The sequence below is a fragment of the Xanthomonas euroxanthea genome, from assembly GCF_900476395.1.
Classification (GTDB): domain Bacteria; phylum Pseudomonadota; class Gammaproteobacteria; order Xanthomonadales; family Xanthomonadaceae; genus Xanthomonas; species Xanthomonas euroxanthea.
Genome location: NZ_UIHB01000006.1, coordinates 379,506 through 393,237 on the forward strand (window position 1 = coordinate 379,506; position 13,732 = coordinate 393,237).

The following is a 13,732-nucleotide window of genomic DNA, read 5'->3' on the forward strand; positions in this document are numbered from 1 at the left end:
TCATCTCGACACTGAAGAATGTGGGGTGCGCCGTGGGCGGCGCCTGCGGAAGACCGCTGGGCGGCTCCGGGCGCGCAGTATGCCTGCTGGCGCTGCCAGCCGTCATGTGCGGGCCGGCATCGGCGTGATGGCGTTGCGCGGCCTCGGCACCGGATAATGGACCGATGACTCCTGTCCAGATCGCCGCCGTCGTCGTCACCTACCAGAGCAGCAGCACCATCGATGCGTGCCTGTCGCGGCTGCGCGTGGCAGAGGGCATCAGCGAGATCCGGGTGGTCGACAACGCCTCCAGCGACGACACCCTGGAAGTCGTGCAGCGGCATGCCTTGGCCGATGCGCGCCTGCACTTCATCGCCAACCCGGACAACCCCGGCTTTGCGACGGCCTGCAACCAGGGCGCGCGCGACTCGCAGGCGCCCTGGCTGGTGTTCATCAATCCGGACCTGATGGTCGAGCGCGACACATTGGCGCAGCTGTGCGCACGCGCGGCAGGGCATGCGGCAGTGTTGTTGGGCGTGGAGCAGGTGGACGAGCAGGGGCAGCCGGATGCGGCAGTGCGCCGCCGCGATCCGGATTTTGCCGCGATGCTGCGCGCACCGCGCGCTGCCGCGCAGCTGGCGGTGCCGGCCGATCCTTCTGCGACGTTGCAGGTGGTGGACGCCATCTCCGGCGCCTTGATGCTGATGCAGCGCAGCCTGTTCGACCGGCTCGACGGCTGGGACGGTGCCTACCGCCTGCATGCCGAAGACCTGGACCTGTGCCGGCGGGCGCGTCAGGCCGGCGCGCTGGTGGCGGTGGCCAACGATCTGCAGGTCGTGCACGTGCGTGGCGTGTCCAGCCGGTCGCGGCCATTCTTCGTGGAGTGGCACAAACACCGCGGGCTGTGGCGCTATTTCCGCAAGTTCGAGGCGGGCCGGCGCGGGCCGGTCACCCGGCTTGGCGTATGGCTGGCGATCTGGACCCATGCCGCTGCCCAGGTGCCGAAATTGTTGCGAAAGAGATGAGTTCGCTAGCGTTAAATTTGTGATAAATCAGTGATGGGTGGCGGGGCGTAACTGTGATACGTTTCGCTTCGAAGTGTGATCAATCACTAGCTTCCTGTCCCTTCCGGGTCCCCCATCAGGAATCGTGCAAATGTCCTTACAGAACGACCCGCAATTGCGGGTACGTCAGCCGTGCGCCGCTGCGCTGCAGTCCCGTCCGGTTGTCTCGCCTCCTTCTCTTGTATCCAGCACCCGCCGCGTGCCGGCAGCCGCGCTATCGGCGCTTGCGCTGAGCTATGTGATGGCCGCCGTGCCAGGCACCGCCGTGGCCGGTGCCTGGACCCAGCCGCAGGGCGACACCCTGGTGATCGTCAAGGCGCTGCATAGCGATGGCACCGGCTGGTTCAACGATGCCCATCACCGTGGCGACTTCGGCAACAACGGACGCAGCCGCCAGGACCAGCTCAATGTGTATGTCGAGCATGGTTTGAGCGACAAGCTGAGCTTCATCGGCAATTTCTATTTCACCGAGGTCGGGTTCAACAACGACGAACCGGTGAACGGTGCGCCCGGACGGGCACGCCGCAGCACCACCGGCTTTGCCGATCAGGAAATCGGCCTGCGCTACGCACTGCCAAGCGCGGAGAACGAGGTCTGGCGTAGTTCGGTGCAAGCCTTGGTCAGCATCCCGGCCTATGGTCGTGACAAGACCTATCACCCGAATAATCCCGGACGCGACCCGGCACTCGGTTTGGGCGACTACGGTCTGGAGCTGCGTTACAGCCGCGGCCGTGGTTACACGCTGGGCGGGCGCAACGGCTACGTGGATCTGGGCGGCGCAGTGCGCCTGCGCGGCAGTGCGGCCTCCGACGAACTGCGCGTGGACGCCTCCAGCGGCCTGAGCCTGACCCCGAGCTGGTTGCTGCTTGGCGAAGTCAACGTGATCCAGGGGCTGGGCAACGGGCGTAACGACGCCTTTGTCGTCGGCTCGACGCCTGGTGACTCCGGCTTCGTCGCTACCGGCACCAACTACGACCTCACCAAGCTGCAGCTGTCCACGCTGTACACCGCGCCGGGCGGCAGCCAGTGGCAGGTGGGATATCAGCAGCCAGTGATGGGCCGCAACACCGGCGCTGCAGGTGGGCCATTCGTGGCTGCCTGGTGGCGGTTCTAAGGACGCCACGACAATGACGGTCACCTGCGAAATGGACGCGCTGGGACGGGCACCGGACATCGGCCGCGAACGCGGTCTGTTGGGCCGCGCGCTGGTCACGGCAGGCGTCATCACCGACGAACAACTGCGCTCGGCGCTGGCGTTGCAGCAACGCTGGAACTCGCGCCTGGGCGATGTGATCCTGGCCCAGCGCGGCGTGCCGGCGCAGCGGTTCTACGCCATCGTCGCCGCGCACTTCGGCCTGGAGTTCGTCGACCTGGTGCAGCAGCCGCCGGATCCGGAACTGCTCACCCCCGGCGATCTGGAAAGTTATGCGCAGCGTCTGCTGCTGCCGTGGCGCCGCGAAGACGGCGTGCTGGTGCTGGCCGTGGCCGACCCCGACCCGGCGGTGTTCGCCTGGGCGCGTGCGCACTATGGCGAAGACGTGCGGTTTGTCGGCACCGCCAAGTTCGACATCATCTGGAGCCTGCAGCGCTACGCCGACGAACAGCTCACCGACAACGCGCTGAACCTGCTCGCATCGCATGCGCCGACCTACTCGGCGCGCCAGGTGGTGACACGCGGGCAGAAGCTCACGCTGTGGGCAATTGCCGCGGTGCTGGTGATCGCGATGGTGCTGTTCCCGGTGCCGGCCCTGATCACCGTCAACGTGCTGGTGGCGCTGGGCTTTCTGGCGACCTTCGGACTGAAGCTGTTGCTGGTGTGGTTCGGCTCGCGCCACCGCATCGACATCAAGGTCACCGAGGACGAAGTGGCCGCACTGCGCGATGACGACCTGCCGGTCTATACCGTGCTGGTGCCCATGTACAAGGAGCCGGAAGTCCTGCCGATCCTGGCCAATGCGCTGCGCAAGCTGGATTACCCGATCAGCAAGCTCGACGTGAAGCTGGTACTGGAAGCGGACGATTTCGACACCATCGAGGCCGCCAAGAAACTCGGCCTGGAAGCGTTCTTCGAAATCATCCGGGTGCCGCCGTCGCAGCCCAAGACCAAGCCCAAGGCCTGCAACTACGCGCTGCATTTTGCGCGCGGCGAACTGCTCACCATCTACGACGCCGAAGACAAGCCCGAGCCGGATCAGCTCAAGCGCGTGGTGGCGGCATTCCGCAAGGCGGACAAGGATGTGGTGTGCATCCAGGCGCGCCTGAACTACTACAACGCCGACGAAAACTGGCTGACGCGGATGTTCACGCTGGAGTACACGCTCTGGTTCGACTTCTACCTGCCGGCGCTGGAATACCTGCGCATCCCGATTCCGTTGGGCGGCACCTCCAACCACTTCCGTCTGGATGTGCTGCGCCAGGTGCGCGCGTGGGACCCGTACAACGTCACCGAAGACGCCGATCTGGGCGTGCGGCTGATCCAGAACGGCTACCGCGTCAACGTGGTCAATTCCACCACGTTCGAAGAAGCCAACGTCAGCATTCCCAACTGGATCCGGCAGCGTTCGCGCTGGCTCAAGGGCTATATGCAGACCTGGCTGGTGCACATGCGCGACCCGGTGCATCTGTATCGCAGCACCGGGTTCAAGGGCTTCTGGGGCTTTCAGTTCTTCATCGGTGGCGGCTTCTTCACCGCGTTGGGCGTGCCGGTGCTGTGGGCGCTGTACCTGGTCTGGGCAGTCACCGGGACAAGCGCGTTCGAGCGGTTCTTCCCGCCGTGGCTGGCCACCATTTCGCTGGTCAATCTGTTGTTGGCCAATGCGTTCTTCATCTACATCACGCTGGTGGCCGCCTTCAAACGCGACTACTTCAAGCTGGCGCCCTACGCGCTGACCGTGCCGTTGTACTGGGCGCTGCAGTCGATCGCCGCCTACAAGGGCCTCTGGCAGCTGATCCACAATCCGTTCTATTGGGAGAAGACCACTCATGGCATCAGCAAGCATTCGGAAAACGAGCGCCGCGCCGCACTCGAAGAGTGAGTCGGCAGTTCCGCGCCGGCACAGCGGGCTGCCGGCGTTTCTGGTCGCCGTGGTGGCGCTGTCGCTGCTGAGCCAGCCGTTGCTGCTGCAGTCGGCCGGCTCCGCCGCACCGGCCATCGCACCAGCAGCCGGCTTGCCGGCAACCGGCGTGTTGGCGTGGGCGATCAATCTGGGGCTGGACAGCTGGAATCTGCCGTTCCAGGTCTGGCCGTTCCTGGCGGTCGCTGCCAACGCGCTGTTCCTGTCGCTGCTGTGGCGCGATCTGGCCGGCGTGTTCGGACGTGGCTGGGCCAGCGGGCTGACGGTGCTGGTGGGCTGCAATCCGCTGTTCCTGCTGCCGATCGCCGCAGGCGGAAGCCAGGCGCTGGGCCTGCTGGCGTTCTACGGCCTGTGCCGCACCCTGCGCCGCCTGCAGACACCGGTGGAGGCCTTCACCTATCTGCGTATCGCTGGCTGGTTGTGCATCCTGCTGTGCCTGGATCTGCAGACCCTGGCACTGTCGACGATGGTGGCGCCGTGGCTGCTGCTGGTGATGCCGCCGCAGATGCTGCGCAAGGCGCCGGGCTCGTTCTACCTGGTGTGCTACCTGCCGTTCGCGTTTCTGGTCGGCATGTGGGCCTACGTCAACCTGACCGTGTTCAACGCACCATGGCCGACGCTGTCCAGCATCGGCCAGGGCGCGCATCCGCTGCCGCTGCCGTTGGCCGAGCATGCGCAAGGCTGGTTGCCGGCGGTACGCTGGAGCGTGGCGGCGGTAGTCTGCTTCCCGGTCCTGGCCTTGCTGGCCCGCAGTCGCAGCAGCGCGCTCACGCGCGGCGTGGTGGCCAGTGCCGGCACCGTCCTCTGTGCGGCGGCGTTGGCGTTCGCCTTCGGCTGGGCCGGGTTCGACGCCTTGCTGCTGCTGTGGGTGCCGGCCGCGTTGCTGCTGCGCGCACTGCATGCCGATCAGCGCACCCAGGCCGCCGGCCTGCTGTTGCTGGGCCTGATCGGGGCGGCCTGGGTACAGCCGCAGGGCTGGGGCAGCTGGATGCGTGCGGCGCCTGCCGATGCGCAATCCCTGCTGCAGGGCGAGGCGGTGGTGATGACCGCGCCGGTGTCGTTGCCGACCAGTGGCCCGGCGACGCCGGCAGCGGACGCGGCGCAGTTGCCGCCCACTGCGGCGACCGCCGCAGGCGATGCCGTGACCACGCAGGGCGCTGCCGGCGCCAGTGCGCCCGCTGCGGCTGCCACTGCGGCGATGGTTCAGCCGGGCAAGAACACCGCGGCCATTGGTGCAATGGACTGCGCGCGGAGCACCGCAGCGTCCACCACCGAGGCATCTGCCACATGTTCAAACGCGTTCTGAGCACCGCGTTGCTGGTCGGGGCGTGCATGCTGGCCAACGGCTGCAATGCGGACGCATCGACGTGGATGGGCGCCAACGTCAAGGTCTCGGCCAATGCGCCGTGGCAAAGCGAGGCCGCGGCGCAGTCGCTGGATGCGCTGGCCAAGACCGGCGCCAGCAAGGCGCTGCTGGTGGCGTTTGTGTGGCAGGCCAGCCCGCAGTCAAACGACCCGGTATTGGGCAGCGACAGCAGCGTGGAGGACATGCGCGCCGCGTTGCGGCAGAGCCACCACGCCGGCCTGCAGGCCACGCTCAAGGTGCACGTGTGGATTCCCGGGTATTGGGCCGGCGACACCGCGCCCACCGACCAGGCAGCCTGGTTTGCCGCGTATCAGAACGCGGTGTTGCCATTGGCCAGGCTGGCCGAAGACGAGCACGCCGAAGCACTGGTGATCGGCACCGAACTGCGCAAACTGCAGGACGCGCCGCAGTGGCCCGGCCTGGTGGCGGAGGTGCGCAAGGTCTACCGCGGCAAGCTGCTGTACGTGGCCGACGGCATGGAGCATGCCGAAAGCTTCCGCTACTGGTCGTTGTTCGATGCAGTGGGCACCAGCCTGTATCCGCGCCTGTCCGAAGCGGCCGCCGCCCGCACGGCCGAGATGAACGCCGCCGCGCAGCGCCTGCAGCAACTGGGCCAGCGTGTGGGCAAGCCGGTGTGGGTGGCGGAGCTGGGCCTGCGGTCTGCACGCGGCAGCCTGGCCGCACCCTGGGAAAGCCCGGAACAACGCGCTGCCGCCGTCGATACCCGCCTGCAACTGCAGGTGTTGCAGCAGTGGCGCAAGGTGTTGCAGGCGCACGGGGTGGAAGGCATCGCGCTGTGGTGCTGGTACACCGACCCCAAGGCCGGCGGGCCGGGCGACAGCGACTTCACCGTGCAGGGCAAACCGGCGCAGCAGGTGCTGGCGCGCTGAGCGATGGCGCTGGGCATCGTCCAAGGACATTGCCCAGCGCCATTGCCGAGGTATCGCCAAGGTGACGGCCCGGCGCACTGCCGCCAGCTTGCGTGCCGCCGCCCCCGCGCATCGACCGGCCTGCACGCAGCACGCCCACCGCTGCGGGCATAATCCGGCGGCATGATCATCCATTCGCTGCTCGACACCGACCTGTACAAATTCACCATGATGCAGGCGGTGCTGCATCAGCATCCGGCCGCGCAGGTCGAGTACCGCTTCAAATGCCGCACGCCCGGCGTGGATCTGGCGCAGTTCATCGACGAGATCTCGGGTGAGATCGACGCGCTGTGCCGGCTGCGGCTGCACGAGGACGAGGTGGCCTATCTGCGCGGCCTGCGCTTCATCAAGCCGGATTTCGCCGACTTCCTGGCGCTGTTCCATCTGGACCGCAAATACCTGCAGCTGTCGGCATCGACCACCCATCCGGGCGAGATCGAGCTGACCCTCCGTGGCCCGTGGCTGCACACCATCCTGTTCGAAGTGCCGTTGCTGGCGATCATCAACGAGGTGTGGTTCCGCAATACCTCCGAGCCGGATTTCGAGGAAGGCCGCAGCCGCCTGCGCGAGAAGGTGAGCAGCCTGCGCAGCATGCCGGCCGGCTGCAAGATTGCCGATTACGGCACCCGGCGGCGCTATTCGCGGCATTGGCACGGCGAGTTGCTGCCGTTGCTGCGCGACGGCCTGGGCGCGCAGTTCGTCGGCACCAGCAATGTGTATTTCGCCAAGCATTACGGCCTGACCCCGCTGGGCACGATGGCGCACGAATATCTGCAGGCGTTCCAGGCACTGGGGCCGCGGTTGCGCGACTCGCAGGTGGCTGCGCTGGAGTCGTGGGCGCGCGAGTACCGCGGCGACCTGGGCATCGCCCTGTCCGATGTGGTGGGGCTGGACGCGTTCCTGCGCGACTTCGACCTGTATTTCTGCAAGCTGTTCGACGGCATGCGCCATGATTCGGGCGACCCGTTCGAATGGGGCGAGCGTGTCATCGCCCACCTGCAGGCACACCGCATCGACCCCGCGACCAAGGTGCTGGTGTTCAGCGATGGCCTCAACATCGACAAGGTGATGCGGCTGTACGCGCACTTCCACACGCGCTGCCGGCTGGCGTTCGGCGTTGGCACCAGCCTGACCAACGACCTGGGGCCGACGCCGCTGCAGATCGTGATCAAGATGGTCCGCTGCAACGGGCAGCCGGTGGCCAAGCTCAGCGACTCGCCGGGCAAGAGCATGTGCGAGGACGCCGGTTACCTGCGCTATCTGCGCGATGTGTTCGGCCTGCCGCCGGTACCGGACGCCGGTGACCACGCGCGGCAGTGACTGACGTGCAGCGGCGCATCGAGAAATCGTTGCCGCTCATAGCAGGCAGCCGATCCGCTTGCGTTGAATAGGGTGATTGCAGATAAACGAACGGCGCCTGACGGCGCCGTTCGCATTACACGCAGTGAATCTTGCGGATTACGGGCGCACCTTGGTGGCGCAGACAAACACCGCTGCCTGTTGAATGCGGCTGATCGCCCCCTGGTTCTGCAACTCGCGTGCGTGCTCGTCCATGCAGGTCAGGTAACCCAGGCGGTTGCCAGCGTTCTGCGCCTTGCACAGGCTGTTTTCGGCCGAGATGTTCGCGCCGGGAATCAGCCCGCCGGTCTCCAGCGTCGGCACCAGCGTATTGCAGCTGCCCAGCTTGGCCAGCCCGCGATTGAGCGTCCAGCCGATATCGGCAAACAGCGCCGGGGTCAGGTCGATGTTCAGATGCGCCTGCACTTCCGGCGTATCGAACGGTTCCATCAACGCGTTGGGCTGCAGGTCGGTATCGAAGTGCGAGAACGTCGACCCACCGGCCACCACGCTGGGCGCGTACAGCCGCGTGCGGCCTGCGCTGTCGGTGCCCTGCAGCAGCTCGGGGTCTTCGTACAACGCCGCCACCACTCCGGCGCTGCCCTTCAGCCGCGCGCCATCGGCCTGCGAGACCATGATGGCGGGGATGGTGATGTCGGTGATCGGCGGGGCGGCATTGCCCATCGTCTGCACGCCGGACGCGTTATTGGCCACGATCACGCCCACCGCACCGTTGAGCTGTGCGTTCTTGACCTTGATCGCGAACGCGCAGGTGCCGCGGTCGATCAACGCCACCTTGCCGGCCACCTCGGCCGCATTGACGAACGGCGTTTCGCAGCCATCGCTGGCCGACGCGGCAGCCACGCCGTCATTGACCGTCACCACTGCGCGTGCCGGGAAATTGGCCGCCGTGGCCAGCGGCCCGAAGCTGGCAAAGCCCACCTCGAACTTGCCGGCCGCGCTGGCCGGTGCGCTCACCTGCAACAGGGTGCGCGGATCCAGGATCAGCGCCGCCTCGCGGTTGACGCGCGTGCCGGCCCAGACCGTACGGCCGGGCGTGCGCATCGCTTCGGCACGCAGCGCGTTGGTCATGGCCGGATCGTCGAAGCGCTTGTTCTGCACGTTGTCGAAGGCCTGCGCGGTGTAGACGTCGGTCAGGCCGCTGCCCGAGCCGAGCACGCCGGTGGTCTTGTTGAGGAAGCCGGCCGCACCCAGGCCGTGGCCGATCTCATGCATCACCACGTTGAGGAAGTTGATCTGGCCTTCGGGCGTCTTGCCGTCCAGGCCCAGGTACCAGCCCGAGCCAGCCAGGCAGTCGTCCTTGCCCAGGTCGCCGTTGAATTGCGAAAACACGTCGGCCGGATCGCTGGGATCGGGGACCAGGTCCTGCCCGGCGATCGCATCGCCCAGCGCGGACGGATACAGCGTATTGGGCTTGGAACCGGGGAAGTCGTTGACGATCCAGTTCGGGCCGGCCTGGCCCAGCGTGCCGCCAGTGGCGGTGCAGGTCAGCCGTGCGAACGAGGCATACACCTTGATCTCGACATTGCTCTGCAGCACCGCGCCCCACAGGTCCATCGCGTACTGGTAGGCGATGCGACGCTGCTCGCCAACCGAGCGCCCCGGGTTGCCGCCCAGGGGCGCAGCGCTGGTGGGGTCGTTCAAGCCGACGCTGGTGCCGGCGTCGCCATTGATCAGCGTGACGTTGGCGGCGCTGGCGTGCAGCGGGGCGATGGCGACAGCCACGGCCAGGGACAGCAGCAACAAGGGCTTATTCATGCGGCAGCGCTCCGTGCTCGGCGTGGGCGGGTTGGGTGGCGGCGTCGTCGCCGTGCTCGATGACGATGCGGCCATCGGCTTGACGGGTCGCCATCAATGAGCTCATCTGCGTGGCCGGCAACTTGCGCGCCACGGTGCCGTTGGGCAGGCGTCGCTCGGTCGCGCGTGCGGCAGATTCGGTCTGCGGCACCGCGGTGCGGGCAGCGCTGCTGCGGGCGGCCGAGGCGGCCTGCTGGTCCAGCGCCGCGCTCTCGGCGTCGGTCAGCGGGCGCAGCTTGCCGGTGGCGGGGTCGATGCCGACCTTGGAACTGCTAGTTGCTGCCTCCTGCGCGACGGCCATGGCCGGCAGACAAACGACGCACAACATACCGGACAGCATCCATCCGGGCTTACGAAAGCTCATCATCGTTGGGGTTTCCTTGGGTCCAGCAGGGAAAAGGGACGCCGTGCAGACACCAGCGTCGGGGGAATCCTTCCGTTTCAGTCTGTTCATGACTGAATCATGAATCCGTGATGTGTGTCAATCTTTTGACATGTAGGGTGCTGAATGCGAAACGAGCGCCTGAAACAGTCACCTGCGCACTTGCGCCGAGGGGGATTTCCGGATCGCGCAACGGCAATTGGCAAGCGGACCGGCCAGCGTTTGACGCGAACCGGCCGTGTCGAATGCCTTGCTGGTCCGCCAGTAGCCGGATCACGTCTCCCTTCTCCCCCTTGGGAGAAGGTGCCCCGAAGGGGCGGATGAGGGCACGCGCGGAGCCCGGCGGAGCTTGAGTACAGCGTCGGGTCTATCTGCGCTTCGGCCCGTACCCTCACCCCAACCCGTCTCCCGAGGGGAGAGGGGCCGTAGTCCGCCCAGGCCAGCGGCAGGGCCTGTGCAGGCAGCGCGGATGCACCAACGTGTGCAAGCCGTGCACTGGCGCCTGCTGGCGAGATGCTGATGCCCGGCATCGGCATCGGCATCGGCATCGGCATCGGCATCGGCATCGGCATCGGCGCGCTGCGCGTACGCTGCGCTGGTTGCGCATGCCATTCCATCGCAGCGATTTATAGTGTCAGCAACCCCGCGCACCAGGCTTCCATGCACGCCGTCATCTATCACAATCCCGACTGCGGAACCTCCCGCAACACCCTTGCCCTGATCCGTCATACCGGCATCGAGCCGCAGATCGTCGACTACCTGCAACACCCGCCCACACGCGAAACACTGCAATCCCTGATCGCTGCCGCCGGCATTCCGGTCCGTGAGGCCATGCGTCAGAAAGGCACCCCGTATCTGGAACTCGGGCTCGACGATCCCACGCTGGACGACGCAGCGCTGCTGAGCGCCATGCTCACGCATCCGATCCTGATCAACCGACCCTTCGTGCAAACCGCGCTGGGGACGCGCTTGTGCCGCCCTTCCGAACGGGTGCTGGACCTGCTGCCGCCGGCGACGCACGGCTTCGTCAAGGAAGACGGCGAACGCGTGCTGGACGATGCCGGGCAACGCGTAACGGGCTGATAGACAGATACCCGGAACACGCAGTCATCCCACATCAAGCGCAGTCGCCCTAATTCCCATTCCCGACTCCCGATCCCCGATCCCCGATCCCCGATCCCCAATCCCCAATCCCCAATCCCCAATCCCCAATCCCCAATCCCCAATCCCCAATCCCCATTCCCCATTCCCCATTCCCCATTCCCCATTCCCCATTCCCCAACCTCACCTGCCCCTACCGCACAGGTCCTAGAATCGCCACAACGTTTCCCCGGAGCAGCCAGATGATTCGCGAGATTATCCGCATGGGCGACAAGCGCCTGCTGCGCGTGGCGCCACCAGTGACCAACCTGGGCAGCGCCGAGCTGCGCACGCTGGTGGCCGACATGTTCGAGACCATGGACGATGCGCGCGGCGTCGGCCTGGCCGCACCGCAGATCGCAGTGGATCTGCAGCTGATGGTGTTCGGCTTCGAAGCCAGCGATCGCTATCCCGAGGCGCCGGCAGTGCCGCGCACCGCATTGGCCAATGCACAGATCGAACCGCTGTCGGAGGAGATGGAAAACGGCTGGGAGGGATGCCTGTCCATTCCCGGCCTGCGTGCCGTCATTCCGCGCTATCGCGTCATTCGCTACCGCGGCTTCGCGCCGGACGGCAGCCCGATCGAGCGCGAGGCCGAAGGCTTCCACGCACGCGTGGTGCAGCACGAATACGACCATCTGGTCGGCCGCCTGTACCCCTCGCGGATCGAGAACTTCGCCACCTTCGGTTTCGAGGACGTGCTGTCCTACGACCTGTGATCGCACCGCGGCATCGCATGTGACAAGGGCGCCTTGCGGCGCCCTTGTCGTGCTTACTTGAGCGCCTTGAAGCGCAGACGCTTGGGACCGGCGTCATCGCCCATGCGGCGGCGCTTGTCTTCTTCGTACTCGCGGTAGTTGCCCTGGAAGAACTCCACGTGCGACTCGCCTTCGAACGACAGGATGTGCGTGGCGATGCGATCCAGGAACCAGCGATCATGCGAGATCACGAAGGTATTGCCCGGGAACTCCAGCAATGCATCTTCCAGCGCACGCAGCGTTTCGATGTCCAGGTCGTTGGACGGTTCGTCGAGCAGTAGCACGTTGCCGCCCTGCAGCAGCGTCTTGGCCATGTGCAGACGACCGCGCTCACCACCGGAGAGCGAGCCGACCATCTTCTGCTGGTCCTGGCCCTTGAAGTTGAAGCGGCCGATGTAGGCGCGCGACTGGATCTCCACGCCGTTGATGTTGAGGATGTCCAGGCCGCCTGCGATTTCCTGGAACACGTTGTGGTTGCCCTCCAGCGCATCGCGGCTCTGGTCCACGTACGACAGCTGCACGGTCGGGCCCATCACGATCTCGCCGGAATCGGGTTTTTCCTGGCCGGTGATCATCTTGAACAGGGTCGACTTACCGGCACCGTTGGGGCCGATGATGCCGACGATGGCGCCAGGCGGCACGATCATCGACAGGTTGTCGATCAGCAGGCGGTCGCCGAACTTCTTGGACACGTTCTTGAACTCCATCACCGAGTTGCCCAGGCGCTCGCCCGGCGGGATGAAGATTTCATTGGTTTCGTTGCGGCGCTGATAATCCACCGACTGCAGCTCTTCCAGGCGGGCCAGACGCGCCTTGCCCTTGGTGCGCCCGCCCTTGGCATTCTGGCGCGACCATTCCAGTTCCTTCTGGATCGCCTTCTGGCGTGACTTTTCCTGGTTGTCTTCCTGCTTGAGGCGCTCGTCCTTCTGGGTCAGCCAGTCGGTGTAGTTGCCCTTCCATGGAATGCCGCGGCCGCGGTCCAGCTCCAGGATCCACTCGGCGGCGTTGTCGAGGAAGTAGCGATCATGCGTGACCGCCACCACGGTGCCGGTGTAGCGCGCCAGGAACTGTTCCAGCCACTCCACCGACTCGGCGTCCAGGTGGTTGGTCGGTTCGTCCAGCAGCAGCATGTCCGGCTTCTGCAGCAGCAGGCGGCACAGCGCCACGCGGCGCTTTTCGCCACCGGACAGCTTGCCGACGATGGCGTCCCACGGCGGCAGGCGCAGCGCATCGGCGGCCACGTCCAGCTGGTTCTCCAGGGTGTGCGCGTCACCGGCGGCCAGGATCGCCTCCAGGCGTTCCTGTTCCTTGGCCAGCGCGTCGAAATCGGCGCCTTCCTCGGCATAGGCCAGGTACACCGCATCCAGCGCGGCCTGTGCCTGCAGCACGTCGCCCACGCCTTCCTCGACCGCTTCGCGCACGGTGTGCTCGGGGTTGAGCTGCGGCTCCTGCGCCAGGTAGCCGACCTTGATGCCGGCCTGCGGACGGGCTTCGCCCTCGAAATCGGTATCCACGCCGGCCATGATCTTCAGCACCGTGGACTTGCCGGCGCCGTTCAGGCCCAGCAGGCCGATCTTGGCGCCCGGGAAAAAGCTCAGCGAGATGTCCTTGATGATCTGCCGCTTGGGCGGGACCACCTTGCTGACGCGGTTCATGGTGTAGATGTATTGCGACATGGGTGCTCCGTGGACGCAGGCAGCCCACCGGCCGGGGCCGGAGGCAGCGGAAAAGGGATTGCGCCGATTATACGGGCAAGCGGCCTGGCTCGCGGCGGCGATGCGGCAGCTAAACGGCAGCTTACCTGTCACCTGAATGGGCGTTTTCGCAATCGATTCCAGCAAGAAAGCGTTAAGGCGGTTGGCGCCTTAATGAAATTGCGACATC

Annotated in this window: 11 protein-coding genes; 8 read left to right on the forward strand and 3 right to left on the reverse strand. The window is 66.1% G+C overall.

All coding sequences use genetic code 11. From position 1 onward, the window contains the following. Positions 1–164: 164 nt before the first annotated feature. The 6 genes from CPBF1521_RS18995 (at position 165) to pncB (ending at position 7,732) form a co-directional block, all read left to right on the forward strand. Positions 165–1,004 (forward strand): glycosyltransferase family 2 protein, encoded by an 840-nt coding sequence (locus tag CPBF1521_RS18995; RefSeq protein ID WP_104649423.1) that lies wholly within the window; start codon positions 165–167, stop codon positions 1,002–1,004. A gap of 130 nt (positions 1,005–1,134) precedes the next feature. Then, positions 1,135–2,157: a hypothetical protein gene (locus CPBF1521_RS19000; protein ID WP_181901289.1), complete on the forward strand. Its 1,023-nt coding sequence runs from the start codon at positions 1,135–1,137 to the stop codon at positions 2,155–2,157. Positions 2,158–2,170: 13 nt separating this feature from the next. Further along, the gene (locus CPBF1521_RS19005; protein ID WP_115677929.1) at positions 2,171–4,078 is read left to right on the forward strand and encodes a glycosyltransferase family 2 protein; all 1,908 of its coding nucleotides are present in this window, start codon (positions 2,171–2,173) and stop codon (positions 4,076–4,078) included. A gap of 49 nt (positions 4,079–4,127) precedes the next feature. Next, entirely contained in the window at positions 4,128–5,423 is a 1,296-nt protein-coding gene (locus tag CPBF1521_RS19010; RefSeq protein WP_181901294.1) for a hypothetical protein, read from the forward strand. Further along, positions 5,405–6,373, forward strand: coding sequence for a glycoside hydrolase family 113 (locus tag CPBF1521_RS19015; protein WP_115677931.1), 969 nt, complete (start codon positions 5,405–5,407; stop codon positions 6,371–6,373). The genes CPBF1521_RS19010 and CPBF1521_RS19015 overlap by 19 nt, the downstream gene beginning before the upstream one ends. A gap of 162 nt (positions 6,374–6,535) precedes the next feature. Continuing rightward, positions 6,536–7,732: a nicotinate phosphoribosyltransferase gene (gene pncB, locus CPBF1521_RS19020; protein ID WP_115677932.1), complete on the forward strand. Its 1,197-nt coding sequence runs from the start codon at positions 6,536–6,538 to the stop codon at positions 7,730–7,732. Positions 7,733–7,870: 138 nt separating this feature from the next. Here pncB and CPBF1521_RS19025 read toward each other — a convergent pair whose 3' ends face one another. After that, entirely contained in the window at positions 7,871–9,529 is a 1,659-nt protein-coding gene (locus CPBF1521_RS19025; RefSeq protein ID WP_115677933.1) for a PA domain-containing protein, read from the reverse strand. Beyond that, complete coding sequence (locus CPBF1521_RS19030) at positions 9,522–9,935, reverse strand: post-PEP-CTERM-1 domain-containing protein (RefSeq protein WP_181901295.1); 414 nt, start codon at positions 9,933–9,935, stop codon at positions 9,522–9,524. The genes CPBF1521_RS19025 and CPBF1521_RS19030 overlap by 8 nt, the downstream gene beginning before the upstream one ends. Before the next feature lie 675 nt (positions 9,936–10,610). On the opposite strand from CPBF1521_RS19030, the gene arsC reads away from it, so the two are divergent. Both arsC and def read left to right on the forward strand, forming a co-directional pair. Then, positions 10,611–11,033 carry an arsenate reductase (glutaredoxin) gene (gene arsC / locus CPBF1521_RS19035; RefSeq protein ID WP_115677971.1) on the forward strand — a complete coding sequence of 141 codons (423 nt, stop codon included), beginning with the start codon at positions 10,611–10,613 and terminating at the stop codon, positions 11,031–11,033. A 260-nt stretch (positions 11,034–11,293) separates the two neighbouring features. Continuing rightward, the gene (gene def, locus CPBF1521_RS19040; protein WP_016904668.1) at positions 11,294–11,809 is read left to right on the forward strand and encodes a peptide deformylase; all 516 of its coding nucleotides are present in this window, start codon (positions 11,294–11,296) and stop codon (positions 11,807–11,809) included. Between the two features lie 53 nt (positions 11,810–11,862). Here the strand turns inward: def and ettA are convergent, their stop codons facing one another. Next, positions 11,863–13,524 (reverse strand): energy-dependent translational throttle protein EttA, encoded by a 1,662-nt coding sequence (ettA, locus tag CPBF1521_RS19045; protein WP_016904669.1) that lies wholly within the window; start codon positions 13,522–13,524, stop codon positions 11,863–11,865. Positions 13,525–13,732: the final 208 nt, after the last annotated feature.